We start from the raw sequence: 25,273 nt of genomic DNA, 5'->3' as shown, positions 1-25,273 counted from the left end.
GCGCACCGGGACCGCCGCGGACCCCGGCTCCGGCGTGGCGTCGGCCGCCACCGGCACGAGGTCGGGCGTCGCGGACACCGGGCCGGCCGTCGCGGGCCTGGAGTCGGCGGCGAGGGCCGGAGCGGGGTCGGCGGCGAGCGCGACCACCGGACCGACCACGAAGACCGCCGGTGGCCGGACCTCCTCGCGTTCCGCGAGCGCGCCGACCTCGTCCAGCCGGCACCGGGCCGTCCACTGGTCGGGGTGGCCGGCGTCCCGGACGACCAGCACCGGCGTCTCGGCCGCCCGCCCGTGGGCGAGCAGTTCGGCGGCGATCCGCCCCACCGTGTCCACCGCCATGAGCAGCACCAGCGTGCCCCGGGCCCGGGCCAGCGCGGCCCAGTCCACGAGGGAGTCGGGGTGCCCGGGCGGCAGGTGCCCGGAGACCACGGTGACCTCGTGCGCCACGCCCCGGTGGGTCACCGGCACGCCGGCCAGGGCGGGCGCGGCCACCGCGCTGCTCACCCCGGGTACCAGCACCGTCTCCACGCCGGCCGCCGCGCAGGCGAGGACCTCCTCGTGGCCGCGACCGAAGACGTACGGGTCGCCGCCCTTGAGCCGGACCACCCGTTTGCCGGCGCGGGCGTGCGCCACGAGCGTGTCGTTGATGGTCTCCTGGGCCATCGACGGGCCCCGGGGCACCTTGGCGGCGTCCACCACGAGCACGCCGGGGCGGAGGCCGCGCAGCAGCCCGGCGGGAGCGAGCCGGTCGGCCACCACCACGTCGGCGGCGTCGAGCAGCGCCCTGCCGCGTACCGTGATCAGGTCGTCCGGGCCGGGCCCGCCGCCCACCACGGCGACCTGGCCGGGGCGCAACGCCGGCTCGTGGTGGTGGTCGGCGTGGTGATGATGGTGGTCGTGGCCGTGGGCCGGGTCGTCGGGGTGGTGGTGCGGGGTCTGCGGCCGCCCCACCTTGTCGGCGAACCCGGGCAGCGCCACCCGGTACGCGCAGGTGTCGCAGTTCATCCGGATGTCCCCGCGCAGCGCCTCGGCGTGCCGTTCGAGGACCAGGTCGGCGAGAGCGTCGCAGTCCCCGATCACCTCGGCCACCCGCACGTCCAGGTCGGGACGGCCGGCGGCGAACTCGCGGCTCTGCGCCACGATCCGGTCGGGCAGCACGCCGGCGAAGAGGAAGTAGGGGGCGACCACGATCCGCCGGGCGCCGAGCCGGCGCAGCCGCTCCAGCACGGCCGGCACGGACGGCTCCGCGAGGGAGACGAAGCCGGGTTCCACGCCGGCGTAGCCGCGCCCCTCCCAGAGCAGCCGGGCCACCTTGGTCACCTCGGCGTTGGCGTCCGGGTCGGTGGAGCCCCGCCCGATCAGAGCGACCCAGGTGCCGGCCCGGTCGGCGCCGTCGAGCGCCGCGTCGATGCGCTCCGCCAGCACGTCCTGGAGCAGCGGGTGCGGGCCGAGGGGCCGGCCGTAGGCGTACCGCAGGCCGGGGTGGCGCCGCTTCTCCCGGGCCAGCGCGGCGGGGATGTCACCCTTGCCGTGCCCGGCGGCGGCCAGCACCAGCGGCAGCGCCACCAGGCGGCGGTGGCCCCGGGCGGCGAGGGCGCCGACCGCGTCGGTCAGTGGCGGGCGGGACAGCTCGATGAAGCCGCCCTCGACGTCGGCGACGGCGTTTCGGCGGCGGATCCGCTCGACGAGCGCGGCGAACTGGCCGACGCCGGCGGCGCTGCGGGTGCCGTGCCCGACGATCAGCAGCGGGGTCCGGTCGTTCACTTGTCCTCCAGGTACAGCAGTGCGTTGAGGGCGGCGGCGGCCACCGCGGAGCCGCCCTTCTCCCCCACGTTGGACACGGCGGGCAGGCCGCTGGCCCGCAGCGCCGCCTTGGACTCGGCCGCGCCGACGAAGCCGACCGGCAGGCCGACCACCAGCGCCGGGGCCGCGTCGAGGCCGATCAGCTCGACCAGCGCGGTGGGGGCGCAGCCGACCACCCAGACCGCGCCCGGGCCGACCCGGTCGTACGCGATCCGCACCGCCGCCGCCGAGCGGGTGATGCCGGCGGCGCGGCCCAGGTCGGCGGCGGCCGGCTCGGCGACCGGGCAGACGATCTCCCGTCCGGGCCGGGTGATGCCGGCGGCGACCATCCACACGTCGGTGACGACCGGCGCGCCGGCCCGCAGCGCGGCCAGCCCGGCGGCCAGGGCGGCCTCGTCGCAGACCAGGTCGGTGACGTAGTCGAGGTCGGCGCTGGCGTGCACCACCCGCTCGGTGACCGCCCGGGTCAGCGGCGGCAGGTGCGACAGGTCGACCCGGTCGCGCAGGATGCGGTACGACTCCGCCTCGATCGGGTGCACGGTCCGGGTCATGAGCCGGCCTGCCCGTAGCGGCGGTCGTGTCCCCGCAGCCGCCAGAGCAGCACGGCGCCGCCCCAGGCGAGCGCGAACAGGCCCACCACGGCGTAGCCGAGCTGCTCGAAGTGGTCGGCGATCGAGGCGTACCCGGCCAGGGCCGTGACGCCGAGGCGGTCGGCGAGCAGCCCGGCCAGGTAGACACTGGCGACCAGGCCGCCGACCAGCACGGTCATGCTCGTGGTGGCCAGGTTGTACCAGAGCCGCCGGGCCGGCTGCCGGTACGCCCACGAGTAGGCACGGCTCATCAGCAGGCTGTCGGCGGTGTCCATGGCGGACATCCCGGCGGCGAAGAGCAGCGGCAGGGTGAGCAGCGCCAGCACCGGCAGCCCACCGGCGGCGGCGGTGCTCGCCGAGAGCGCCAGCAGGGTCACCTCGCTCGCCGTCTCCAGGCCCAGCCCGAACAGGAAGCCGACCGGGGCCATGTGCCAGGAGGAGCGGACCAGGGTGCGGGCCCGGGCCCCGAGAATCCGGTGCATGAGGCCCCGGTTGAGCAGCAGGAGGTCCAGCTCCGTCTCGTCCAGCCCGCCGGCGCGCAGCCGCCGCCAGAGCCGGGCCAGCCCGGCCAGCACCGCCGCGTTGAGGGCCGCCACCAGCAGCAGGAAGCCGGTGGCGGTGACCGCCGCGACGGTGGCGCCGACCGCACGGAAGCCGTCCATCCGGGCGCCGGACAGCCGGCTGGAGGCGAGCCCGATCACCAGGGCGAGCAGCAGCACCACGGCGCTGTGCCCGAGCGCGAAGAAGAAGCCGACGCCGACCGGCCGCCGGCCGCGCAGCAGCATGAGCCGGGTGGTGTCGTCGATGGCGGCGATGTGGTCGGCGTCGAAGGCGTGCCGCACCCCCAGCACGTACGCCAGGGTGCCCGCGCCGGCCAGCCCGCCGGCCGCCACCGGCTGGTGGTTCCAGTACAGGTACAGGGTGACGCCGGCGACGTGCAACGCGGCGACCGCGCAGACGATGCCGCCGAGGCGGGCCCGCTCCGCGCGGGTCCAGCGGCCGACGGGCGGGGCGGCGGTCGGGGTCGAGGTCATCGCTTCCCTCCGGGTTCGGGGTCGACGTGGATGGCGTCCACGGGGCAGATCTCCAGGCATTCGAGGCAGCCGGTGCAGCGGTCGGTGACCCGCAGACCGGCAGGGGTGGGGCGGATGGCGTGCACCGGGCAGGTGAGCAGGCAGGCGCCGCAGCCCTGGCAGGGGCCGATGGTCACGACCGCCACCGGTACCCCCGGGGCGTGACCATCCGGCCGGCGACCACCCGGGTCTGCGAGCTGCCGACCACCACGACGCTGTACATGTCGACAAGCGCCGGGTCGAGGGTCGCGAGCGTGGCCAGGTGCACCCGCTGCCCGGGTCGGCTGGCGTTGCGCACCACGCCGACCGGGGTGTCCGGCGGCCGGTGCGCCGCGAAGGTCTCCAGGGCGGCGCCGAGCTGCCAGTCCCGGGTACGGCTGCGCGGGTTGTAGAGCAGCGCCACCAGGTCGCCCTCGGCGGCCGCGGCCACCCGCCGGGCGATCACCTCCCACGGGGTGTGCAGGTCGGACAGGCTCAGGTAGACGTGGTCGTGTCCGAGCGGCGCGCCGAGCAGGGCGGACGCGGCGAGGCCGGCGGTCACCCCGGGCACACCGACCACGTCGATCCGGTCGTCGGCGTACTCCAGGGCGGGGCTCGCCATCGCGTACACCCCGGCGTCGCCGGAACCGACCAGGGCGACGGCGTGGCCGGCGGCGGCCTCGGCGACGGCGGCCCGGGCCCGCGCCTCCTCCGCGCCGAGCCCGCTGGCCAGCACCCGGGTGCCGGGGCGGAGCAGGTCGCGGACCTGGTCGAGGTACTGGTCCAGGCCCACCACCACGGCGGCCCGGCGAAGCTCGGCCACCGCGCGCGGGGTGCGCAGGTCGGCCGCGCCGGGTCCGAGGCCGACCAGTGCGAGCCGGCCGCGCGGGGCCTGCCGGGCCACCGCGACGGTGGCCATCGCCGAGGCGGTCTTCGGCACCAGCAGCGCGCCGCCGTGGCGCAGCGCCGCGGCCTCCGCGACGCTCGGGGTGCCGACCGCGGCGCGGACCACCTCGCTGGGGTGCGGCACGTCGACCGCCGCCAGCTCCGCCGCCGGCCAGGTCTCCAGGGGTACGCCGTACGCGTCGGCGGTCGCCCGGATCCCCGCCTCGTCGGCCTTCAGGTCCACGCTGGCCAGGCAGCGCAGGCTGGCCGGGCTCAGGCCGGCGTCGGCGAGCGCCCGGCGCAGCAGGCCGGTCACCTCGGCGGCGGGCACGCCCCGGCTGGAGCCGATCCCGGCGACCAGGGACGGCGGGCGGAGCACCACGGTCCGCCCGTCGAGCGGCACGACCCGGTCGGTGACCAGGATCCGCCAGCCCTCCGCGCTCTCGTCGTGCTCGGCGGTGGCCGGGTCCGTCGGTGGGGGTGCGATCTCGACGCGGACGTGGTCCGGCAGGGCGGGCAGCGGCCAGGTGGCGTCGGCGACCAGCCGGACCGGCTCGCCGTCGAGGATCGCCCGGGACACCGCGGCCACCGCGCCCTCCACGGGCCAGCCGAGGGTGTCCAGCCCGGGCAGGCCGACCGCGTCGGTGGCGGTGGTGACCACCGGCCGGGCGTCGAGGAGCGCGCCGACCTCGGCGGCGAGGGCGTTGGCGCCGCCGGCGTGCCCGCCGAGCAGGGCCACCGCGTGCCGGGCCGCCTCGTCGACCACCACCACGGCCGGGTCGGTGTGCTTGTCGCCCAGCAGTGGGGCCAGGATGCGGACCACCGCGCCGGTGGCCAGGAACGCGACGACGGCGTCGCACTCCCGCCAGGCCGCCCGCAGCGCGTCGGCGACGCTCTCCGCCTCCACGAGCCGGGCGTGCGGCCAGGCCGCCGCGAGGCGGCGCGCATGTCCCCGCCCGGCGGCGGTCGCCGCCACGAGTCCGACATTCCTGCCGGCTGCGGTGGCGAGGGGGTCCCGGGTCGACGGGTCCGAGGGTGTGGTCACGGCTTCCTCCGGGTGGGCGGTCACGGGAGCTCCCCGGTGAGCAGGACGACCGGGTTGGTGGCGGCCAGGCGCAGGGAGCCGCCGGGCAGGTCGGCGAGGCGGGCGGCGGCGAGCTGGCAGCCGTCGACCGCGTAGCCGGCGGCGCGCAGCAGGTGCACGGCCGGCGCGACCCGGTCGAGGGCGGCCAGGGTGACCACCACGCGGGGCGGGCGGCGGTCGGCCACCGCGGCGAGCACGTCCAGGCCGCCCCCGCCGACGAAGACGGCGTCCGGGTCGGGCAGCCCGGCCAGTGCCGCCGGGGCCGCCCCGGTCACCACCCGGACGTCGACGCCGTGCCGGGCGGCGTTGGCCCGGATCGGCGCGTCCGGGTCGCGTTCGACGGCGAGCACCGCCGCGCCGAGCAGCGCGCACTCGATGCCGACCGAACCGCTGCCGGCGCCGACGTCCCAGACCAGCCGGCCCAGCCGGGGCCGCAACCGGGCCACCGCAAGAGCCCGCACCTCAGCCTTGGTGATCATCGAACCCCGATGGACGTAAGCGGACTCCGGCAGAGCCCAACCCCCGACAGGCGCCGCAGCAGGCTGGTCATCGGCGCGCATCCCGCCGACACCCCCCGCGATCTTGCAGTTGGTGCCCGGGCTGAACGCCCGAACCGGACGCGGACCGGGCCGTAAGTGCAAGATCGGCGCGGCCGGGTCCTCGGGCGGGGCGATCTCCGGGGCGAGGCTGAGCATCACGTGCGGGTCGGACCAGGTCGTTGCGGCGGCCTCGGCGGGAGTGGTCCAGGTGACCCGTTCGTCGGGGGTGCCGAGGTGCTCGGCGACGACCAGGCGGCGGTCCCAGCCGGCCAGGCCGGCGCCCAGTTCGGCCGCGCCCGCGCCGGGGGCGGTGAGCACCGCGACGGCGGGCAGCGCGCGGCAGGCGTTGAGCGCCGGGCGAGGGTCCCGGCCGTGCGCGGTGACCACGGCCGCGCCGTCCCAGGGCAGCCCGGCGCGGGCGAACGCGGCGGCGACGCTGGAGACGGCGGGCAGCACCCGCACCGGCAGGCCGGCCGCCCGGAGCCGGCGGACGATCCCGAAGAAGCCGGGGTCGCCGCTGGCCAGGACCACCGCGGGCGTGCCGGCGGCGACGGCGGCGGCGAGCCGGTCCAGGGCGGGGGCGAGCGGACCGAGCACGACGGTGGCGCAGCCTGGCGGCACCGGCACGGCGGCCAGGTGCCGGGCCGCGCCGACGACCAGCCCGGCGCCGGCCAGCGCCTCCGCGAGCGCGGGGTGCGCCGGCCGGCCGGCCGCGTCGATCCCCGCCACGAGCACGGTCGGGGTCACGCGGCCCACCGCCGGGAGAAGGCGCGCAGCCGGGGCGGGGTCACGCGGACCACCGCCCGGAGGAGGCGACCACCCGGGCGCCCGCGAAGTCCACCATGGCCACGTCGACGGTGACCGCGTGGCCGGCGAAGCGGCGCAGGACCTGCCGCACCCGCCGGCAGAGCAGATCCCCGGCCGGGCCGAGCAGGCCGGCGGCCGCCCACAGCTCGTACGCGTGCCGGCCGGTGTTGGCCGCCGCGACCGCGGCTACCAGGTCCGGGTCGCCGCCGGCCTCGGCGGTGACCGCGCCGAGCAGCGAAAGGTCCACCTTGGACCGGGTGTAGTGGGTCATGAGGATGCCGGCGGCGAGCTTGGCCAGCTTGCCGGCCATGCCGACGAAGACGACCCCGGTCATCCCGTCGCCGACGGCGGCGGTGACCGCCGCGCCGGTGAAGTCCCCGACCTCGACGAAGCACACCTCGGGCAGGTCCGGCAGGAGCGCCCGGGCGGCCCGCTCGGTACGCCCACCCGTGCAGAGCACCACGGTCCGCTCGCCCTGGGCGGCCATCACGTGCACGGCCTGCACCACGCTGGCCCGCCAGGAGGCGGTGGAGAACGGCCGGACGATCCCGGTGGTGCCCAGGATGGAGATGCCGCCGAGGATGCCGAGCCGCCGGTTGGTGGTCTTGCGGGCCATGATCTCGCCGCGGGGCACGCTGATCACCACGCGTACCCCGGTCTCGCCGAGGTCGATCACCTCGGCGACGGCCTGGCCGATCATGCGGCGCGGGGTCTCGTTGATGGCCGGGCCGCCCACCGCCAGGCCGAGCCCCGGCCGGGTGACCGTGCCGACGCCCGGCCCGCCGTCGAGGCGCAGCCCGGGCTCGTCCCGCCAGGTGACGGTGGCGGTCAGCTCGGCGCCGTGGGTGACGTCCGGGTCGTCGCCGGCGTCCTTGACCACCACGGCCTCCGCTCGGCGGGACGGGTCGAGGTCGCAGCGGGCCACCGCGAAGGTGACCCGCCGGCCGGCCGGCAGGCCGATCTCCACCCGGTGCTGCGGCTCGCCCGTGACCAGCGCGGTCAGCGCCGCCTTGGTCGCCGCGGTGGCGCACGCGCCGGTGGTCCAGCCGGTCCGCAGCGCGGTGGGCCGGACCTTGGCCGTACGCGGCAGGTCCGGCTCACGCAGCGGCGGCTCGGCGTACGTCACCGGGCATCCCCGGCGGCGTCTCCCGACCGGTCGGCGCGGGCGCGGCGGAGTGCGGCGCGGGCGGCCGGCTCGGCCCGGCGGTGGGTGTGGAAGTGGCCGGGGTGGTAGAGGTGCGAGCGGGTGCCGGTGGCGGCGAGCGCCGGTCCGACCAGGAACAGCGTGTGCTTCCACAGCTTGTGCGCCTTGACGGTGGCCTCCAGCTCGCCCAGCGTGCACCGGACCACCAGCTCGTCCGGCCAGGTCGCCTGGTAGGCCACCACCACCGGGGTCTCCGGCGGGTAGCCGCCGGCCAGCAGTTCCGCCTGCGCCTGCCCGGAGCGGGCGGCGGAGAGGAACAGCGCCATGGTGGTGCCGTGCCGGGCGAACTCGCGGACGCGCTCGCCGGGCGGCATCGGCGTCTTGCCGCCTTCGAGGCGGGTGAGGATCACCGACTGGGCGACCTCGGGGATGGTCAGTTCCCGGCCGACCAGCGCGGCGACCGCGGTGAACGAGGACACCCCGGGCACCACCTCCACGGCCAGGCCGAGGGCGCGGCACAGGTCGAGCTGCTCCTGCACGGCGCCCCACAGGGCCGGGTCGCCGGAGTGGATCCGGGCCACGGTGAGCCCGTCGGCGGCGGCCCGCTCGTAGAGCGGGCGGACCCCCTCGATGGGCAGCTGGGAGGAGTCGACGATCTCGGCGCCCGGCCGCGCGTGGGCGAGCACGTCGGCGTGCACGAGGCTCGCGGCCCAGATCACCACGTCGGCCTCGGCGATGACCCGGGCGGCGCGCAGGGTGAGCAGGTCGGCGGCGCCGGGGCCGGCCCCGACGAACCAGACCTTGCCGGTGGTGGTCACAGTTTTCCTCCCCGGCCGTCCCGGCGGGCCGGGACCAGCAGCGTCGACAGGTAGGGCAGGTCGGTGGCGGCGTCGTCCACCGGTCCGATGCGCTCGCCGGGCAGGCCGACCGCCCGGCCCAGCACGGCGTCGTCGAGCCGGCCCTGCCGGCGCAGCTCGTCGACCAGGTCGGGGTGGCGGCGCCAGCCCTTGTAGACGACGACGGTGCCGGGGCCGGCGAGCGCGTCGGCGACCGGCGTGAGCCCGGCGGTGGCGGGCAGCAGGGTGAGCGGTTCGCGGCCCTCGCAGAGCGGCACGCCGGCCCGGGCGGCCAGCTCCTGCATGGCGGTGATGCCGGGCACGGTGCGCACCTCGACTTCGGGCCGCCGGGCCCGGACGCCGTCGGCCAGGTAGCCGAAGGTGGAGTAGACGTTGGGGTCGCCGATGGTGGCGAAGGCGACCGACCGGGCGCCCGCGTCGACGGCGGCCACCACCGCCGCCGCCGCGGCGTCCCAGGCGCGCTCCCGGCGGGCGGTCACCCCGCCCCGGTCGTCGAGGGCGAACGGCAGCCGGCGCAGCCGGTCCGTGGGCACGTGCGCCCGCACGGTGGTCTCGGCCCGGCCGGGGGGCGCGTCCGGGTCCGCGGCGTGCCGGTCCAGCACGGGTACGAACACGAGATCGGCCTCGCCCAGCAGCCGCACCGCCTTGAGCGTCAGCAGTTCGGGATCGCCGGGTCCGACCCCGACCCCGGTCAGCACCGCGCCGGGCGGGGTCACCGGCTCGCCGCCTCGACGAGCCGGCGGGCCGCGGCCGGGTGCCCGGCCCAGTGGGTGTGCAGGTAGGACGCGTGCACCCGCCCGGCCACGAAGCCGTGCGCGGCGCCGTCCCAGTGCCAGGCGGGGCGGTCGCCGTGCCCGGGGTCGGTGACGGTGCGGTGGAACTCGTGTCCGCGTACCGGGTCGCCGGCCCGGTGCGCCGGGGAGTCGGCGGCGGCCACCGCGTCGCGGTAGCCGAGGGTGAGCCGGCCGGTCATCCGCGCGGTGTGGGCGAGCCGCCCGCACATGGGCACCCCGTCGAGGGCGCGGCCGAGGTAGAGCAGGCCGGCGCACTCGGCGACCACCGGACCGTCGAAGCCGGCCAGCTCGGCCCGGAGCGCGGTGTTGCCGGCCAGGGCGTCGGCGTGGACCTCGGGGAAGCCACCGCCGATCACCACGGCCCGGGTGCCGGGCGGCAGGGCCTCGTCGCGCAGCGGGTCGAGGGTCACCACCTCCGCGCCGGCCGCGGTGAGCAGTTCGGCGGTCTCCGCGTACGAGAAGGTGAAGGCCGCCCCGCCGGCCACCGCGACGACCGGGCGGGCGGTGCCGGCGGGGCCGCCGACGGCGACGGCCGGGTCCCAGGCCGGTGCGGTCAGCGGCGGTGCGGTGCGGGCCAGCGCCAGCACGGCGTCGAGGTCCACGGTGGACTCCACCAGGTCGGCGAGCGCGGCCACCACGGCGACCGACTCGGGCGCGCGTTCGGCGACCGGCACCAGCCCGAGGTGGCGGGACGGGGCGGCCACCTCGGCCGCCCGGGTCACCGCGCCGAGCACCGGCACGTCCACCTCGGCGAGCGCGTCGCGCAGCAGGGTCTCGTGCCGCGGCGAGCCGACCCGGTTGAGGATCACCCCGCCGATGCGCACCGCCGGGTCGAACGCGCGCATGCCGAGCACCAGCGCGGCGGCGGAGCGGCCCTGCGCCGTGGTGTCGAGGACCAGCAGCACGGGCGCCTCGACGAGGCGGGCGACGTGGGCCGTGGAGGCGTACCCGCCGCGCCCGACCGCGCCGTCGTGCAGCCCCATCACCCCCTCCACCACGGCCACGTCGGCCGGGGTGGGCACGGTGGCGCCGTGCCGCAGCAGCGGAGCGATCCGCTCGGGCCCGACCAGCCAGGGGTCGAGGTTGCGGCCGGGGCGGCCGGCGGCGAGCGCGTGGTAGCCGGGGTCGATGTAGTCGGGGCCGACCTTGTGCGGGCTGACCGTCAGGCCGCGGCGGCGCAGCGCGGCGAGCAGGCCGGTGGCCACGGTGGTCTTGCCGTGCCCGCTGGCCGGGGCGGCGACGACCAGCCGCGGCAGGGCCCAGGGCGTCACCATTCGATGCCCTTCTGGCCCTTCTGGCCGGCGTCCATCGGGTGCTTGACCTTGGTCAGCTCGGCGACCAGGTCGGCGGCCTCGACCAGCCGCGGGTCGGCGTCCCGGCCGGTGATCACCACGTGCTGGAAGCCGGGGCGGTCGCGCAGCGTGGCGACCACCTCGTCGACGTCGATCCAGCCCCACTTCATCGGGTACGTGAACTCGTCGAGCACGTAGAGCCCGTAGCGCTCGGCGGCCAGGTCCCGCTGGATCTGCCGCCACCCCTCCCGGGCGTCCTCGGCGTGGTCGGCGTCGCCGCGGCGCTGGATCCAGGACCAGCCCTCGCCCATCTTGTGCCAGCTCACCGGGGCGCCCTGCCCGGTGCGCTCGTGCACCTCGCCGAGGGCCCGGAAGGCGTTCTCCTCCCCCACACGCCACTTGGCGCTCTTGACGAACTGGAACACGCCGATCGGCAGCCCGGCGGTCCACGCCCGCAGCGCCAGCCCGAAGGCGGCCGTCGACTTCCCCTTCATCTGTCCGGTGTGCACGATGACCAGCGGTCGGTGACGCCGCTGCCGGGTGGTCAACCCGTCGACGGGCACATAGCTCGGCTTTCCCTGCGGCATCAGGCAGCGCTCCTCGTGGTGAGGCCGACGAGCGGGTCACTGGTCACGTCGGCGAGGTGGTGGTGCGGGGCGTGGAGGTGGGTGGCCAGGCGGCGGGCCAGGTTGAGGCGGATCGGGCCGGACTCGCAGTCGACGACGACGCAGGGTGCGCCCGTGGCGGCGAGCACGGCCGCCGCCCGGTCGGCCCGGTCGAGGGGGCGGGGGCCGGCGGTGGCCCGGCCGTCGGTGACCACCAGCACGAGGGGGCGCCGCTTCGGGTCGCGCAGCCGCTCCACGCGGAGCAGGTCGGCCGCCGCCAGCAGTCCCTCGGCGAGCGGCGTACGCCCGCCGGTGGGCAGCTCGGCCAGCCGGGTCGAGGCGGCCAGCACGGACGAGGTGGCCGGGAGGAGGGTCTGTGCGCCCGTACCCCGGAAGGCGACCACGGCCACCTTGTCCCGCCGCTGGTACGCGTCGGTGAGCAGCGCCAGCACCGCGCCCTTCACGGCGGACATCCGCTCCCGGGCGCCCATCGACCCGCTGGCGTCCACCACGAACAGGACGAGGTTGCCCTCACGCCCCTCGCGGACCGCCTCGCGCACGTCGGACGGGCGCAGCCGCAGCGGCCCGCCGGCCCGTCCCCGCACGGCCTGGTGCGGGGCGGCGGCCCGGACCGTGGCCGGCAGGTGCAGCGCCCCGGCGCGGCCGGCCGGCACCCGGGCGCCGGTGGTGCGGCCCCGCCCGGTCCGGGCCCGGGAGCGCCGGCCGGGCACGCCCTCGCCGATGCCGGGCGCGGTGAGCAGCCGGGCCCGCAGCCCCCGGTCGGGAACGGCGACGGTCCCGGGCCGTCCCTCGGCACTGCCCGGGTCCCCCGGTCGCCCGCCGGCGCCGGGCAGGCGGTCGTCGCTGGACTCGTCGCCCATCTCGTCGCCGGTCTGGCCGTTGGCCGGCCAGCGACCGTCCCGGCCGGTCCCGCGTCCGTGGTCCGGTGACCCGGGGCGCCCCGCGTCGTCGGACGTCCCGGAGCGGTCCCGGCCGTCGGCGCCGCCCTTCCCGCGGGCCGACCGATCGGGACCGTCGGGGTCCACCCCGCCGCCGCCCGGCCCGCCCGCCGAGCCCTCGGGACCGTCGCCCGCCCCGGCCCCGCCGCAGCCTCCACCGGGTCCACCGCCCGGCCCGGGACCGCCGTCCGGGCCGGGAGTGCCGTCGGGCCCACCGTCCGGGTCGTCGTCGGGATGCTGCTCGCGGGCCCGGCGCAGCGCCTCGTCCAGGCGCTGCTCGTCCAGCCCGGGGGTGTCGAACGGGTCCCGACGGCGGCGGTGCGGCAGGGCCAGCCGGGCGGCGACCCGGACGTCGTCGGCGGTCACCCGCTCCCGGCCCTGCCAGGCGGCGTGCGCCACGGCGGTGCGGGCGGTGACGATGTCGGCGCGCATGCCGTCCACGTCGAACGCGGCGCAGACCTCGGCGATCTGCCGCAGCGCCGCGTCGGGCAGCGCCACCCGGGGCAGCCGGCGCCGGGCGGCGGCGACCCGGCGGGCCACCTCGGCGTCCGCCTCGGCCCAGCCGGCGGCGAAGCCGGCCGGGTCGGTGTCGGCGGCGAGCCGCCGGCGGACCACCTCGGCGCGTACGGCGGGGTCGCGGCTGGCGGCCACCTCGACGGTGAGCCCGAACCGGTCGAGCAGCTGCGGGCGCAGCTCCCCCTCCTCCGGGTTCATGGTGCCGACCAGCAGGAACCGGGCGGCGTGGCTGACCGAGACGCCCTCCCGCTCGACGTGGCAGCGGCCCATGGCGGCGGCGTCCAGGAGCAGGTCGACCAGGTGGTCGTGCAGGAGGTTCACCTCGTCGACGTAGAGGACGCCGCGGTGGGCGGCGGCGAGCAGGCCGGGCTCGTAGGCGCGTACCCCCTCGGCGAGGGCCTTCTCGAGGTCGAGCGAGCCGACCACCCGGTCCTCGGCGGCGCCGACCGGCAGCTCGACCAGGCGGGCCGGGCGGCGCTCGGCCGCCGACCCGGCCGGGTGCGGCCCGTCCGGGCAGCCCGGGTCGGGTGCGGCCGGGTCGCAGGCGAAGCGGCAGGCCGCGACCCTGTCGACCGGGGGCAGCAGCCCGGCGAGGGCGCGGACGGCGGTGGACTTTGCGGTGCCCTTCTCGCCCCGGACCAGCACCCCGCCGACGGCCGGGCTGACCGCGTTGAGCAGCAGGGCGAGGCGCATCTCGTCCATCCCGAGGACCGCGCTGAACGGGTATCCACTCATTGCCGGTCCTCCAGGTCGCCCTCGCTGGCCAGGTACGTCTCGTGCAGGCGGTCGAGGGTGGCCGGCTCGGGCGCGGCCCACAGTCCGCGGTCGGCGGCCTCCAGCAGCCGTTCGGCGATGCCGCGCAGCGCCCACGGGTTGGACCGCTCCAGGAACTCCCGGGTCTCCGGGTCGAAGAGGTACGCCTCGGCGAGCCGCTCGTACATCCAGTCGTCGACGACCCCGGCGGTGGCGTCGTAGCCGAACAGGTAGTCCACGGTGGCGGCCAGCTCGAAGGCGCCCTTGTAGCCGTGCCGGCGCATGGCGGCGATCCAGCGCGGGTTGACCACCCGGGCGCGGAACACCCGTCGGGTCTCCTCGCCGAGGGTGCGGGTGCGCACGTCGTGCGGCAGGGCCGAGTCGCCCACGTACGCGGCCGGGGCGCCGCCGGTGAGGTGGCGGACCATGGCCACCATCCCGCCGTGGTACTGGAAGTAGTCGTCGGAGTCGACGATGTCGTGCTCGCGGGTGTCCTGGTTCTTCACGGCGACGGCGATGCGGGCGAAGGAACGTTCCATGTCGGCGCGCGCCTCCCGCCCGTCCAGCCCCGGCCCGTAGGCGTAGCCGCCCCAGACGGCGTACACCTCGGCCAGGTCGGCGTCGGTGCGCCAGGTCCGGGCGTCGATGAGCGGCAGGAGCCCGGCCCCGTACGCCCCGGGTTTGGAGCCGAAGATCCGGGCGGTGGCCCGGCGCGGGTCGCCGTGCTCGGCGACGTCCGCGTCGACGTGCGCCTTCACGTAGTTCTCGGCGGCCGGCTCGTCGAGCGCGGCGACCTGCCGGACGGCGTCGTCGATGAGGGCGACGACGTGCGGGAAGGCGTCCCGGAAGAAGCCGGAGATGCGCACCGTGACGTCGATGCGGGGGCGGCCCAGCTCGGCCAGGGGCAGCACCGCGACGCCGGTGACCCGGCGGGACCGGTCGTCCCAGGTGGGACGGACGCCGAGCAGCGCCAACACCTCGGCGATGTCGTCGCCCTGGGTGCGCATGGCGCTGGTGCCCCAGACGGTGAGCCCGACCGAGCGCGGGTACGCCCCGGTGTCGGCGAGGTGCCGGGCCAGCAGCGAGTCGGCGAGGGCCACCCCCACGTCCCAGGCGTTGCGGCTGGGGATGGCCTTCGGGTCGACGGAGTAGAAGTTGCGCCCGGTGGGGAGCACGTTGACCAGCCCGCGGGTGGGCGAGCCGGACGGGCCGGGCGGCACGAAGCGGCCGGCGAGCGCGCCGAGCACCCGGTCGATCTCGTCGGTGGTGCGGTCCAGCCGGGGCACCACCTCGCGGGCGGCGAAGCGGAGCACCTCGGTGGCGTCGGGCACCGGAGCGCCGACCACCTCCTCGACCACCGCGGCGGCCTTGGTGTCGTCCCAGCCGAGGGTCTCCATGCCGAGCACGAGCCGGCGGGCCAGGGCCTCGACGAGGTCGACGGCGTCGGCGGCGGTGGCGGCCGGCCCGTCGACGGCCTCGGTGAGCGCCGCCGGCACGGGGATCCGCGCGCCGGGCTCGGCGAGCAGCGCCGCCTCGTCGAGGCCGGCGTGGGCGGCGAGGGCCTGGCGCAGCCCGGGCAGCACCCGGACCCCACCCCAGACCTGCGGGGCGCGCAGCACGGCGAGCACGAGGTTGACCCGGGCCTCCCCGGCGGGCGCCTCGGCGAGCACGTGCAGGCCGTCGCGGATCTGCACGTCCTTGACCTCGCAGAGGTAGCCGTCGAGGTGCAGCACGAAGTCGTCGAAGTCGTCCACGCCGGGCATCTCGGCCTGATGCAGGTCGTGGTGCAGTTCGGCGGCGCGGACGAGGTCCCAGATCTGCCGTTGCACGGTGGGCGCCTTGGCCGGGTCGAGGGCCTGCACGGTGGCGTACTCGTCGAGGAGCTGTTCGAGCTTCGCCAGGTCGCCGTAGGTCTCGGCGCGGGCCATCGGCGGCACCAGGTGGTCGACGACGACGGCGTGCGCGCGGCGCTTGGCCTGGGTGCCCTCGCCGGGGTCGTTGACGATGAACGGGTAGACCAGCGGCAGGTCGCCGAGGACCGCGTCGGGGGCGCAGTCGGCGGCGAGGCCGAGGCCCTTGCCGGGCAGCCATTCCAGGGTGCCGTGCTTGCCGAGGTGGACCACGGCGTCGGCGCCGAAGCCGCCGTCGGCGACCGGTGCGGCCAGCCAGCGGTACGCGGCCAGGTAGTGGTGGCTGGGCGGCAGGTCCGGGTCGTGGTAGATGGCCACGGGGTTCTCGCCGAAACCGCGGGGCGGTTGGATGAGCAGCGCCACGTTGCCGAAGCGCAGGCCGGCGAGGACGAGGTCGCCGCCGTCGGTGTAGAGCCGGCCGGGCGGCTCGCCCCAGTGCTCCCGCATCCGCTCGCGCAGCGGGGCGGGCACCGCCTCGAACCAGCGCCGGTAGGTCTCCCCCGGCACCCGGGCCTCGGCGGCGGCGAGCTGCTCGGGGGTGAGCCACTCGACGTCGTGCCCGCCGGCCGCGATCAGGGCGTGGATCAGCGCGTCCCCGTCGTCCGGCACGGAAGCGTCGCCCAGGTCGTAGCCGGCCTCGGCGAGGGCGGCGAGCAGCCGGACCGCGGAGGCCGGGGTGTCCAGGCCGACCGCGTTGCCGACCCGGGAGTGCTTCGTCGGGTAGGAGCTGAGCACGACGGCGAGGCGCTTGTCGGCGTTCGACACGTGCCGCAGCCGGGCCTGCCGGACGGCGATGCCGGCGACCCGGGCGGCCCGCTCCGGGTCGGGCTCGTAGACGGAGAGCCCGTCGGCGTCGATCCGCTTGAACGAGAACGGCACGGTGACGATGCGGCCGTCGAACTCGGGGATGGCCACCTGCATGGCGGCGTCCAGGGGGGACAGTCCGGCGTCGCTGGCCGCCCACCGGTCGCGGTCGCTCGTGAGGCAGAGCGCCTGGACGATCGGCACGTCCAGGCCGGCGAGCGCGCCGACGTCCCAGGCGTCTTCGTCGCCGCCGCCGGAGGCGTTCGCGGCGACCGCCCCGCCGGCCGCGAGCACCGTCACCACGAGGGCGTCGCACCGCGCGAACAGCTCGAGTGGGCCCGCGCCCGGGGTGAGCCCGCGCAGCGAGCCGCAGAACACCGGCAGCGGCTGCCCGCCGGCCGCGGTGACCGCGTCGGCCAGGGCCTCGACGAAGGCGGTGTTCCCGGCCAGGGCGTGCGCCCGGTAGAAGACGATGCCGACCACGGGCCGGCCGTCGGGCGCCGGGTCGGGGCCGAGGATCCCGTGCGGCGGGGTGGGCGCGGGCGGGGCGAAGCCCTCGCCGGTGAGCAGCACGGTGTCGGAGAGGAACCGGGCCAGCTCGGCGAGGTTCTCCGGGCCGCCCTCGACCAGGTAGGCGAGCGCCTCGGCGGCCACCCCGGCGGCCACCGTGGACGCCGCCATCAGCTCCGCGTCGGGCACCGCCTCGCCGCCGAGCACGACCGTGGGCACGCCGGAGTCGAGCACCGCGGCGAGGCCGTCCGGCCACGCCTGCCGGCCGCCGAGCAGGCGTACGACGGCCAGGTCGACGCCGTCGAGAAGCGCGGGCACGCCGTCGGCGGCGACCCGGGCGGGGTTGGCCAGCCGGTAGTCGGCGCCGCTGGCGCGGGCGGCGAGCAGGTCGGTGTCGGCGGTGGAGAGCAGCAGGATGCGCACGGACGGCTCCGGAGCGTGACGCCCGGCGGCGCGGCGGGGCCGGCGGCGGGCGGGGCGGGTGCGGGTTGCGCGGGTACGCGGGTCCGGCGGACGGCTCACCGACGACAGGTCGGCAGGGGTGCCCGGCCGGGTGCGGAACCCGGCGGGAGGATCAGCGGCGGACGGCGCGGGCCCGCCGGGCGCGCGGCGCGACGGCCTGCGGGGCGGCGGGGTGTGCGGTCAACGGCGCGTCGGTGCGCGCCGGCCGGATACGACGATCGTCGTCGATGGCGGAAAGGCCGTGCATCGGGTCCTCCTCGGGTGTCCACGCCCTGGGGTTCTCCGACGGCCGAAGTATCCTGGCTCCCGGATCGACGCTCACCCCCGGCCTTCCAACCGCGCACGCACGGTCGTGACTCACGAGGGGGGATCGCTCCCCGGTGACAGTGGCGGGACCGCGCCGGAATCGCACCGGCTTCCTTCACTGCCGTCAGGCCGCGAATGCTGCCACAGCCGCCCGGCACGGGTCAACGCCGGGTCCCCCGCCCTCCGCACGGCCGATAGCATCGCGGTCGAGTGTGGATCACGTGCCACGGAGCGGGGAGGAATTGCCGGTGACGCTGCGCCACCTGGCCGGTCGGGTCTGGTTGTTCCCCGGCGATCCCGACCCGTTCGCGGTCCGCCCGACGGTGGCGGTGGTCGCCGACGACCGCGGAAGTGTGATCATCGACGCGGGCCAGAGCCCCGCCCATGCCCGGGAGGTCCAGGCCGCGCTGGCGGTGGCCGGGCTGCCGGAGCCGCGCTGGCTGGTCTACACCCACCACCACTGGGACCACGTCTGGGGCGCCTGCGCCTGGCCGGGCGTGGAGATCGTGGGGCACGAGTCGGGGGTGGCCCTGCTGCGCGCCGAGGCGGCCCGGCCGTGGAGCCACCGCTACCTGCGCGAACAGGTCGGCGAGAACCCCCGGCTCGGGCACAGCTTCCGGGCCCGGGCCCTGGCGGTCGACTCCTGGGACGGCTTCGCGGTGCTGCCGCCGACGCGCACCTTCGCCGACGAGCTGACCCTGCCCACCGGAGTGGACGGCCCCGACCTGGCGCTCGCGGCCGGCCTGCTCGACGACGACGTCGCCTGGTACGTCTCGGCCCACGACGAGCCGCTGCGGCTGGCCGAGGCGCGCGCCGCGCTGGCCGGCGGCGGGGACTAACCCTCGGCCCAGCCGGCCCGGACGTCCTCGGCCACGTCGCGCAGCAGCCGGCGGAACGCGCCGACCAGCGGGGTGAGGCCGGGGTCGGCGAGGGTGGCCGCGTAGAGCCGGCGGTGCGGCCCGTGCGGGACGAGCGGGCGGTGGGTGGTGCCCGGAGTGTGGGTGAGCGCGAGCCGGGAGACCAGGGCGACGCCGATACCGGTGCCGACCAGCGCCTGGGCCACGTCGTAGGACGCGGTCTGGAAGCGCACCTTCGGGATGAAGCCGGCGGTGGCAGCGGCCCGGTCGAACTGGGCCCGCGCCGCGTGCCCGGCCAGGATCGTCACCCACGCCTCGTCGCCGAGCTGGTCGAGCCGGAGCGCCTCGCCCGGCGGGTGGGCCAGCGCGAGCGGGTGGTCGTCGGGCAGCACGACGACCATCGGATCGGTGAGCAGCGGGTGGGCCCGGACGTGCTCCGGTGGGACGGGCGGCTCGTCCCAGGCGGCGATCACGGCCAGGTCGAGGTCGCCGGCGGCGACCAGCGGCATGCCCCGCTCGGAGGTGATGTCCACCACCGACAGGTCGGCGTCGGGGTGGCGGTGGCGTAGCGCGGTGAGCGCCGGGGGCAGCAGGTGCAGCGCGGCGGCCTGGAACGCCCCGATGCGCAGCCGCAGCGACAGCCGGCCGAGCAGCGCCGCGAGGTCGTCGGCGGCCTGGCGGGTGTGCCGGTCGATGGCAGCCCCGTGCCCGGCCACCACCGCGCCGGCCGCGGTGAGCGAGGCGCCGCGCGGCCCGCGACGGACCAGGGCGGCGCCGCAGTCGCGCTCGGCCCGGGCCAGCTGCTGGGTCACCGCGGCCGGGGTGACGCCGAGCGCCGCGGCGGCGGCCGACAGCGACCGGTGGCGCTCGATGAGCGCCAGCAGGCGCACCTGGGCGGGCTCCAGCGGCATTAAGCGAGCTTACAACTGACCGCCATGACCTTTACTTCTCTGCATGCCGGCGGCTCGGCAGCCTGGGAGGCGATCCCCGACCAACGCACCGAAGGTGGCCGCAAGATGCCCACTCACCTGCCCCTGTTCCTCGGCACGACCTGGCTGCTGGCCATGCTGCCCGGCGCCGGGCAGGCGCTCATGCTGCGGCAGACCCTGGCCGGCGGGCGACGTGCCGCGCGGGCCGGCGTCGCCGGCACCTGCACCGGGCTGCTGATCTGGAGCACGGCCGCCGCGGCCGGTCTCTCCGCCGTGCTGCTGGCCGACCCGCACGCGTACACGGTGGTCCGGATCGCCGGCGGCGTGCTGCTGGCCGGCCTCGGGCTGGGCACCCTGCGGTCCCTGCGCCGGCCCGCCGCGACCGCCGCCGGACCCGAACCCGGCGTGCCGGTGGGCCGGCGGCGGGCGTACGCCGCGGGGCTGGCGACCAACCTGGGCAACCCGAAGGCCGGGGTGTTCGCCGTCTCGCTGCTGCCGCAGTTCGTCACCGCCGACGGCCCGGTGCTGCTGTCCAGCGTCGCGCTCGGTGCGCTCTGGGCGGCCGTCACCGGCGCCTGGTACCTGCTGTTCACCTGGGCGGTGGACCGGGGCCGGGCGCTGGTGTCCAGCCCGGCCGTCTACCGGCGGCTCCAGGTGGCCACCGGCTGCGTGCTGCTCTGCCTCGGCGCCGGGGTGGCGGCCGGGATCTGAACCGGGCCGCCCCGGGGTCAGCGGGCGCGCCGCTCTGGGTGGGCGCGGTTCCAGGCCCGCATCCGCTCCGGGTAGCCGGTGCGGGCGGCCTCGTAGAGCGGGACCGCGTGCTTCTGGGCGATCTTCCCGGCGGCCCGGGGCGAGCCGGTGCGGCGGCGGATCCACTCCCCGTCGTGGGCGACGGCCACCACGGTGGTGTCGGTGGCGGTGGTCTCCGGTTCCAGGTAGAACTCCACCCCGCGCCGGCTGGTCACGAAGGCCTCCAGCGCGGCCAGGTCCTCCCGGGTGGCCTCCCGGTCGAGCTTCGTCGGGGTCGTCGGGTCGGCGGCCCGTCGGCTGAACCAGCCCATGCCCGCCTCCTCTCCTCGGCGTCCGGCCCAGTGCAGCACCCGCACCTGACAACCGGCTGGGAGCCGGGTGGGAGTCCACTGGCGGCCGACGGGCCGCCCGGTCAGCGGGCCGCCCGGTCAGCGGGCCCGCGGGCGCAGCACCGGGACCAGGGCGAGGGTGGGCAGCAGCAGGAGCGGCACCACGCCGAGGGCGTGGAGGATGCCCAGGTGGTCACCGAGGAAGCCGAGCAGCGGCGGGCCGGCCAGGAAGGCCGTGTAGCCGATCATGGCGACCACGCTGACCCGGGTCGGCGCCCGGTCCTCGTCATCGGCGGCGGCGCTCATCCCGACCGGGAAGCCGAGCGACGCGCCGACGCCCCACAGCGCCACGCCGACCACGGCGAGCGGCCCGGAGCCGGCCAGCACGGCGCACGTGGCGCCGGTGACGGCCAGCGCGATGGTGCCGAACAGCACGGGCACCCGGCCCCACCGGTCGATGGCCACGGTGCCGGCGGTCCGGCCGAGGGTCATGCCGACCACGAAGACCCCGAAGACGGCGGCGCCGGCCGCCTCGCTGACCCCGTACCCGTCGACGAACGCCACCGCCAGCCAGTCGTTCGCGCTGCCCTCGGTGAACGCCATCACCAGCACGAACAGGCCGATGAGCAGGGTGCGCGGCTCCCGCCAGGTGGCCAGGAGCGCACGCCGGTGGCGGGCCGAGTCGGTCGAGGCGGCCGTCTCGGCCGGCGCGGGCAGGAAGGCGCGGACGCCGAGCAGCGTGCCGGCCAGGACCACCACCGCGATCACGGGCAGGTGCCAGCCGACCGGCACGCCGAGCCGGGCCGCACCCGCGCCAAGCCCGGCCCCGGCGACCGAGCCGAGGCTCCAGGCGGCGTGGAACCGGGGCATGATCGTCCGGCCGAGCCGCTTCTCCACGGCCGCGCCCTCGACGTTCATCGCCACGTCGCAGGTGCCGGAGCCGTAGCCCACGGCGAACAGCCCGACCACGACGCCGACCAGCGAGCCGCCCAGGCTGGCCGACAGGCCGGCGGTCGTCAGGCCCAGCGCGACCAGGACGGTCGAGCCCGCCACGGTGCGGGCCGGGCCGAGCCGCAGGGTGACCAGTCCGGCGGTGGACATGGCCACCAGCGCGCCCGCCGACATGGCCAGCAGCAGCAGGCCGAGCCGCCCGGCACTGAGCCCGAGCGCCTCGCGGATGGCGGGCACCCGGGAGAACCAGGTCGCCACGGCCAGCCCGTTGAGGGCGAACACGGCCGCCACGCCGTTGCGGGCGGCCAGGACCGCCCGCGGGGTCACGGCGCGGGCGTCGGCCGGCGCGTCGATGGTGCTGCTCACCGTGGTGTGGTCCTCTCCGCGAAGTCGTCCGAGGACCATCGCACACCTGAGAGCGCTACCACCACAAACGCTCCCACCCCTTACCCCGGCCGGCCCTGACCGGGCATGATGCGGACAGAACGGCCATCACGGGGAGGACCAGACATGGAGACGCCGACCAGCCGCCCGGCCACCCTCGACGACGTCGCGCGGGCGGCCGGCGTCTCCCGGGCCACCGCGTCCCGGGTGCTCGGCGGCTACGGGTTCGCCTCCGTGGACGCCCGCGAGCGGGTGGGCGCCGCCGCCGACCGGCTCGGCTACGTGCCGAACGTCACGGCCCGCGCGCTGGTCCGGGGCGCCGGGGTACGCCTCGTCGTGGCGGTCTCCGGCACCGACGCCGGCGTGCTGGACGACCCGTACGTGGACCGGCTGGTGAGCGCGGCGGCCCGGGTGTGCGCCCCGCACGGGGTCGGGGTGGCCCTGGAGTGGCTGCCGTTGGACGCCCCGGCCGGGCTGCGCCGGCTCGGCGACGACCGGAGCGTCTGCGGGGTGCTGCTGGTCAACACCACGGCGCGGGTGCTCGACGCGGTGCCCGCCGGGCTGCGCGGGCGGGTCGTCTCGATCGGCACCGGCTCGCCGGCCGTGCCCTCCTTCGACGTCGACAACGCCGGCGGCGCCGACGCGGTGCTGCGCCACCTGCACGCCGGGGGCCGCCGCCGGATCGCCATGGTCACGGGCCCGCGCTGGCTGAGCTGCGCGGAGCGGTCGGTGACCGCGTACGAGGGGTTGATGCGGGCGGCCGGGCTGCCGGTGCGGCTGGTGACCGGCGACTTCACGGCCGCGCGGGGCGGCCGGGCGGCGCTGGAGGCGATGACCCGCTGGCCGGACACCGACGCGATCTACGCGGCCAGCGACGCCACCGCGCTGGGCGTGATCGCGGCGCTGCGCGGGCGCGGGATCGGGGTGCCGCACGACGTGGCGGTGGGCGGCTTCGACGACATCCCGTACGCGGCGGTGAGCAGCCCGGCGCTGACCACGGCCACCCACCCGGTGGCCCGGATCGCCACCGCGGCGGCCACGGCGGTGCTGGACGGCCGTCCGCTGCCGCCGGTGACCGCGTTCCCCTCGACGCTGGTGGCGCGCGAGAGCGCCTGACCCGCGCGGCCGGGCGGTTGAGCGGCCCGCAGCCGGGTATCCGCCGCCCGACCCGACCGACGACAGGGGGGCGAGGTGACCGAGCCCGCGCCGCCGCACCGGCAGCCCGAGGAGGGGTACCGGCACGGCCGGCTGACCGCCCGCCCCACCGCCGTGGCCGCGCCCGGTCCGGCCGGGCCGGCCGAGGTGCCCGATCCGGCGGGCGGGCCGCCCGCGCTGCGCCACGTGCCGGTCGGCGGCACGGGACCGTACCGGCTGGTGCTGCTGCTGCACGGCGCGGGCGGCTCGGCCCGGCAGGGCCTCGACCTGCTGCTGCCGCTGGCCGACGCGCACCGGCTGCTGCTGCTCGCCCCGCAGGCCCTGGCGAGCACCTGGGACCTGATCGCCGAGGGGTACGGCCCGGACGTGGCCCGGATCGACGCGCTGCTGGCCGGGACGCTCGGCGCGTACCCGGTGGCCGGGGTGACGGTCGGCGGCTTCTCCGACGGGGCCTCGTACGCCCTCTCCCTGGGCCTGACCAACGGCGACCTGGTCGACGCGGTGCTGGCCTTCTCCCCCGGTTTCGCCGCGCCGCTGGTCACCCACGGCCGGCCCCGGGTGTTCGTCTCGCACGGCACCGACGACCGGGTGCTGCCGGTCGACGTGTGCAGCCGCCGGCTCGTGCCCCGCCTGCACACCCTCGGCTACCCGGCCGAGTACGCCGAGTTCGCCGGCGGGCACGAGGTGCCGGCGGAGATCCGGCGGCGGGCGGTCGACTGGCTGGTGGGCTGAGCCGGGTCAGTCCCCGGGGGCGGCGACCGCCGCGTCGACCCGGGTGAGCACCGTCGCGTCGTCGTCGCCCCGCACGCCGCGCAGCAGGTCGATGGCGGTGGCCCGGACCTGCCCGATGATCATGGCGAGCGGCAGGGTCTGCCCGGGGGTGAAGAGCCGGCCGGCCACCCGGACCGCGGCCAGCGCGGCGACGTCGGCCCGCTCCGCGTGCGCGTCGGCGACGGCGTCCTGCCCGGCCAGGTCGGCGGCGAGCGCGTCGCCGGCCGAGCGCACCGCCTCGGCGAGGGTCCGCACGACGCCGCCCAGCTCGGCGGGGACCGGCGCGGGGCCCCGGGTCAGCGTGACCGCCGCGCGGGCGAGCACCCGGACGTTGCGGACCGCGTAGTCGATCTGCCGGACGGAGCCCTCCACCGAGCGCAGCCGGCCCAGGTGCCGTCGGCGGCGTACGTTGAGCCGCAGCGCCTCGCCGGCTGCCTGCACCGCGCCGCGCAGCCGCTCCACCCCGGCGTCGGCGTGCCGGGCCCGTTCGAGGGCGGCCAGCGCCGCCCCGTCGTCGGCCCGGTCGAGCGCCTCGGCGATCTCGCCGAGCACCCCGGCCAGTTCCTCGAAGGTGTGCCGGAACTCGTCGACCAGCGGGGCGAGCGGCCGGCGGGCATCGACGAGCTGGCTGGCCACCACGGCCACCGCGCCGCCGATCAGCGCGTCGACGAACCGGAACGGGACCAGCGACTCGGTCGGCGGGGAGACCACCACCAGGTAGAGCGCCGACACGGCGGCCTGCACCACGGTCACCGAGCTGGCGCCGATCGCCACGGCCAGCGCGACGGTGAGCAGGATGACGGTGAGCACCGTCCAGGTGGTCCGCGGGCCGAGCGCCTGCACCACCAGGTCGGCCACCAGCACGCCGGCCGCGACGCCGAGCACCACCTCGACGGCCCGACGCATCCGCTGGCCGCGGGCCTGGCCGAGCACGATCAGCGCGGCGGCCGGGGCGAAGAAAGGCTCCGGGTGGCCGACCAGCCGGGCGGCGAGGATCCAGGCGACGGTGGCGGCCAGGGTGGCCTCCACCACCGGCAGCCAGCCGCGCCGCAGCCGCCCGGCCGCCTCCCCTACCGTGCTCCACCAGGCCATCGCCCCGCCTCCCCTGATCCCGCCGTCCTCATCCTCCGGCCCGGCACGCGGATCGGCAGCGACGGGCGCCACGATCCCACCGGTGGCGGTGGTCACGGCCGGTCATGCCCCGGTGAACGCCCGCAGCAGCGTACGCAACCCGGCCCGGAGGTCCTCCCGGCTGGCCGGCGTGCCGGGTGGCGGCGCGCTGAGCGCCCCGGCGCGCGCCAGCAGGTCCCGGGCCTGGACGCGGAGCGCGGTGCCGTGGTCCAGGATCCGGCGCACCTGACCGCCGCCTTCGCCACCGACGCCGACGCGGAAAAGTCGATCATCGCGTTCCACAACGGACTGGTCGTCTTCTCCGCCGATCTCGGCATCAACCAACCGCCCGCGGGGTAACCGCA

At 77.5% G+C, this 25,273-nt stretch carries 22 protein-coding genes, 2 pseudogenes and 1 riboswitch; of the genes and pseudogenes, 5 read left to right on the top strand and 19 right to left on the bottom strand.

From position 1 onward, the window contains the following. Positions 1-117: 117 nt before the first annotated feature. From cobA to FXF50_RS29640, 14 genes and pseudogenes are all read right to left on the bottom strand, one after another. Positions 118-1,764 (bottom strand): annotated as a pseudogene (cobA, locus tag FXF50_RS01685) (uroporphyrinogen-III C-methyltransferase); the annotation flags it as partial. Next, positions 1,761-2,354, bottom strand: a complete 594-nt coding sequence (locus FXF50_RS01680; protein WP_148425404.1) for a precorrin-8X methylmutase — start codon at positions 2,352-2,354, stop codon at positions 1,761-1,763. The pseudogene cobA and the gene FXF50_RS01680, both read right to left, overlap by 4 nt. Continuing rightward, positions 2,351-3,427 carry a HoxN/HupN/NixA family nickel/cobalt transporter gene (locus FXF50_RS01675; protein ID WP_255509834.1) on the bottom strand — a complete coding sequence of 359 codons (1,077 nt, stop codon included), beginning with the start codon at positions 3,425-3,427 and terminating at the stop codon, positions 2,351-2,353. The genes FXF50_RS01680 and FXF50_RS01675 overlap by 4 nt, the downstream gene beginning before the upstream one ends. A 29-nt stretch (positions 3,428-3,456) precedes the next feature. After that, positions 3,457-3,612 (bottom strand): annotated as a pseudogene (locus tag FXF50_RS01670) (4Fe-4S binding protein); the annotation flags it as partial. Next, positions 3,600-5,375: a precorrin-3B C(17)-methyltransferase gene (cobJ, locus tag FXF50_RS01665; RefSeq protein ID WP_148425401.1), complete on the bottom strand. Its 1,776-nt coding sequence runs from the start codon at positions 5,373-5,375 to the stop codon at positions 3,600-3,602. The gene cobJ and the pseudogene FXF50_RS01670, both read right to left, overlap by 13 nt. A gap of 20 nt (positions 5,376-5,395) precedes the next feature. After that, positions 5,396-6,709: a precorrin-6y C5,15-methyltransferase (decarboxylating) subunit CbiE gene (gene cbiE, locus FXF50_RS01660; RefSeq protein WP_148425400.1), complete on the bottom strand. Its 1,314-nt coding sequence runs from the start codon at positions 6,707-6,709 to the stop codon at positions 5,396-5,398. A gap of 31 nt (positions 6,710-6,740) precedes the next feature. Further along, the gene (locus FXF50_RS01655) at positions 6,741-7,886 is read right to left on the bottom strand and encodes a cobalt-precorrin-5B (C(1))-methyltransferase (protein WP_148425399.1); all 1,146 of its coding nucleotides are present in this window, start codon (positions 7,884-7,886) and stop codon (positions 6,741-6,743) included. Next, positions 7,883-8,722, bottom strand: coding sequence for a precorrin-4 C(11)-methyltransferase (gene cobM / locus FXF50_RS01650; RefSeq protein WP_148425398.1), 840 nt, complete (start codon positions 8,720-8,722; stop codon positions 7,883-7,885). Before cobM ends, FXF50_RS01655 begins: the two co-directional genes overlap by 4 nt. Then, positions 8,719-9,477, bottom strand: coding sequence for a precorrin-2 C(20)-methyltransferase (gene cobI, locus FXF50_RS01645; RefSeq protein ID WP_148425397.1), 759 nt, complete (start codon positions 9,475-9,477; stop codon positions 8,719-8,721). The genes cobM and cobI overlap by 4 nt, the downstream gene beginning before the upstream one ends. Next, on the bottom strand, positions 9,474-10,829 hold the full coding sequence (locus FXF50_RS01640; protein WP_148425396.1) for a cobyrinate a,c-diamide synthase: 1,356 nt from the start codon (positions 10,827-10,829) through the stop codon (positions 9,474-9,476). The genes cobI and FXF50_RS01640 overlap by 4 nt, the downstream gene beginning before the upstream one ends. Further along, entirely contained in the window at positions 10,823-11,434 is a 612-nt protein-coding gene (gene cobO, locus FXF50_RS01635; protein WP_148425395.1) for a cob(I)yrinic acid a,c-diamide adenosyltransferase, read from the bottom strand. The genes FXF50_RS01640 and cobO overlap by 7 nt, the downstream gene beginning before the upstream one ends. Further along, positions 11,434-13,662, bottom strand: a complete 2,229-nt coding sequence (locus tag FXF50_RS01630; RefSeq protein ID WP_148425394.1) for a VWA domain-containing protein — start codon at positions 13,660-13,662, stop codon at positions 11,434-11,436. Before FXF50_RS01630 ends, cobO begins: the two co-directional genes overlap by 1 nt. Continuing rightward, on the bottom strand, positions 13,659-17,327 hold the full coding sequence (cobN, locus tag FXF50_RS01625; protein WP_148425393.1) for a cobaltochelatase subunit CobN: 3,669 nt from the start codon (positions 17,325-17,327) through the stop codon (positions 13,659-13,661). Before cobN ends, FXF50_RS01630 begins: the two co-directional genes overlap by 4 nt. A 151-nt stretch (positions 17,328-17,478) precedes the next feature. Further along, positions 17,479-17,613, bottom strand: a complete 135-nt coding sequence (locus FXF50_RS29640; RefSeq protein ID WP_255509833.1) for a hypothetical protein — start codon at positions 17,611-17,613, stop codon at positions 17,479-17,481. Between the two features lie 45 nt (positions 17,614-17,658). After that, positions 17,659-17,788: riboswitch (cobalamin riboswitch) on the bottom strand. A 132-nt stretch (positions 17,789-17,920) separates the two neighbouring features. Here FXF50_RS29640 and FXF50_RS01620 point away from each other — a divergent pair. After that, the gene (locus FXF50_RS01620) at positions 17,921-18,511 is read left to right on the top strand and encodes an MBL fold metallo-hydrolase (RefSeq protein WP_255509832.1); all 591 of its coding nucleotides are present in this window, start codon (positions 17,921-17,923) and stop codon (positions 18,509-18,511) included. Here the strand turns inward: FXF50_RS01620 and FXF50_RS01615 are convergent. Continuing rightward, entirely contained in the window at positions 18,508-19,440 is a 933-nt protein-coding gene (locus FXF50_RS01615; RefSeq protein ID WP_148425392.1) for a LysR family transcriptional regulator, read from the bottom strand. The genes FXF50_RS01620 and FXF50_RS01615 overlap by 4 nt on opposite strands. 105 nt (positions 19,441-19,545) lie before the next feature. Here FXF50_RS01615 and FXF50_RS01610 point away from each other — a divergent pair, with 105 nt between their 5' ends. Beyond that, on the top strand, positions 19,546-20,169 hold the full coding sequence (locus tag FXF50_RS01610; protein WP_187399469.1) for a LysE family translocator: 624 nt from the start codon (positions 19,546-19,548) through the stop codon (positions 20,167-20,169). Between the two features lie 17 nt (positions 20,170-20,186). Here the strand turns inward: FXF50_RS01610 and FXF50_RS01605 are convergent, their stop codons facing one another. After that, the gene (locus FXF50_RS01605; RefSeq protein WP_148425390.1) at positions 20,187-20,519 is read right to left on the bottom strand and encodes a hypothetical protein; all 333 of its coding nucleotides are present in this window, start codon (positions 20,517-20,519) and stop codon (positions 20,187-20,189) included. A gap of 117 nt (positions 20,520-20,636) precedes the next feature. Further along, positions 20,637-21,854, bottom strand: a complete 1,218-nt coding sequence (locus tag FXF50_RS01600) for an MFS transporter (RefSeq protein WP_148425389.1) — start codon at positions 21,852-21,854, stop codon at positions 20,637-20,639. A gap of 144 nt (positions 21,855-21,998) precedes the next feature. Between FXF50_RS01600 and FXF50_RS01595 the strand changes: the two genes are divergently transcribed. Both FXF50_RS01595 and FXF50_RS01590 read left to right on the top strand, forming a co-directional pair. Beyond that, complete coding sequence (locus FXF50_RS01595) at positions 21,999-22,988, top strand: LacI family DNA-binding transcriptional regulator (protein ID WP_148425388.1); 990 nt, start codon at positions 21,999-22,001, stop codon at positions 22,986-22,988. 75 nt (positions 22,989-23,063) lie between these two features. Then, positions 23,064-23,759: an alpha/beta hydrolase gene (locus tag FXF50_RS01590; RefSeq protein WP_187399468.1), complete on the top strand. Its 696-nt coding sequence runs from the start codon at positions 23,064-23,066 to the stop codon at positions 23,757-23,759. Between the two features lie 6 nt (positions 23,760-23,765). On the opposite strand, the gene FXF50_RS01585 is transcribed toward FXF50_RS01590, so the two are convergent. Together FXF50_RS01585 and FXF50_RS01580 are read right to left on the bottom strand one after the other, a co-directional pair. Continuing rightward, positions 23,766-24,890 (bottom strand): aromatic acid exporter family protein, encoded by a 1,125-nt coding sequence (locus tag FXF50_RS01585; RefSeq protein ID WP_148425387.1) that lies wholly within the window; start codon positions 24,888-24,890, stop codon positions 23,766-23,768. Positions 24,891-24,992: 102 nt separating this feature from the next. Next, entirely contained in the window at positions 24,993-25,154 is a 162-nt protein-coding gene (locus FXF50_RS01580) for a hypothetical protein (protein ID WP_187399467.1), read from the bottom strand. On the opposite strand from FXF50_RS01580, the gene FXF50_RS29635 reads away from it, so the two are divergent. Continuing rightward, complete coding sequence (locus FXF50_RS29635) at positions 25,134-25,268, top strand: hypothetical protein (RefSeq protein ID WP_255509831.1); 135 nt, start codon at positions 25,134-25,136, stop codon at positions 25,266-25,268. The two genes, FXF50_RS01580 and FXF50_RS29635, sit on opposite strands and share 21 nt — an antisense overlap. The last annotated feature ends 5 nt before the right edge of the window (positions 25,269-25,273 follow it).

Source organism: Micromonospora sp. AP08, assembly GCF_008085935.1.
In the GTDB taxonomy this organism is placed as follows: Bacteria; Actinomycetota; Actinomycetes; order Mycobacteriales; family Micromonosporaceae; genus Micromonospora; species Micromonospora chersina.
Note: the sequence above shows the minus strand (reverse complement) of the source record. Positions and strands in the feature narration are given on the sequence as shown.

Excerpts from the sequence above, each read along its gene's own strand:
- FXF50_RS01680 (WP_148425404.1), bottom strand. The coding sequence starts at position 2,354 with ATGACCCGGACCGTGCACCCGATCGAGGCGGAGTCGTACCGCATCCTG.
- FXF50_RS01675 (WP_255509834.1), bottom strand. The coding sequence starts at position 3,427 with ATGACCTCGACCCCGACCGCCGCCCCGCCCGTCGGCCGCTGGACCCGC.
- FXF50_RS01640 (WP_148425396.1), bottom strand. The coding sequence starts at position 10,829 with ATGGTGACGCCCTGGGCCCTGCCGCGGCTGGTCGTCGCCGCCCCGGCC.
- cobO (WP_148425395.1), bottom strand. The coding sequence starts at position 11,434 with ATGCCGCAGGGAAAGCCGAGCTATGTGCCCGTCGACGGGTTGACCACC.
- FXF50_RS01630 (WP_148425394.1), bottom strand. The coding sequence starts at position 13,662 with ATGAGTGGATACCCGTTCAGCGCGGTCCTCGGGATGGACGAGATGCGC.
- FXF50_RS29640 (WP_255509833.1), bottom strand. The coding sequence starts at position 17,613 with ATGCACGGCCTTTCCGCCATCGACGACGATCGTCGTATCCGGCCGGCG.
- FXF50_RS01615 (WP_148425392.1), bottom strand. The coding sequence starts at position 19,440 with ATGCCGCTGGAGCCCGCCCAGGTGCGCCTGCTGGCGCTCATCGAGCGC.
- FXF50_RS01610 (WP_187399469.1), top strand. The coding sequence starts at position 19,546 with ATGCCCACTCACCTGCCCCTGTTCCTCGGCACGACCTGGCTGCTGGCC.
- FXF50_RS01605 (WP_148425390.1), bottom strand. The coding sequence starts at position 20,519 with ATGGGCTGGTTCAGCCGACGGGCCGCCGACCCGACGACCCCGACGAAG.
- FXF50_RS01595 (WP_148425388.1), top strand. The coding sequence starts at position 21,999 with ATGGAGACGCCGACCAGCCGCCCGGCCACCCTCGACGACGTCGCGCGG.
- FXF50_RS01585 (WP_148425387.1), bottom strand. The coding sequence starts at position 24,890 with ATGGCCTGGTGGAGCACGGTAGGGGAGGCGGCCGGGCGGCTGCGGCGC.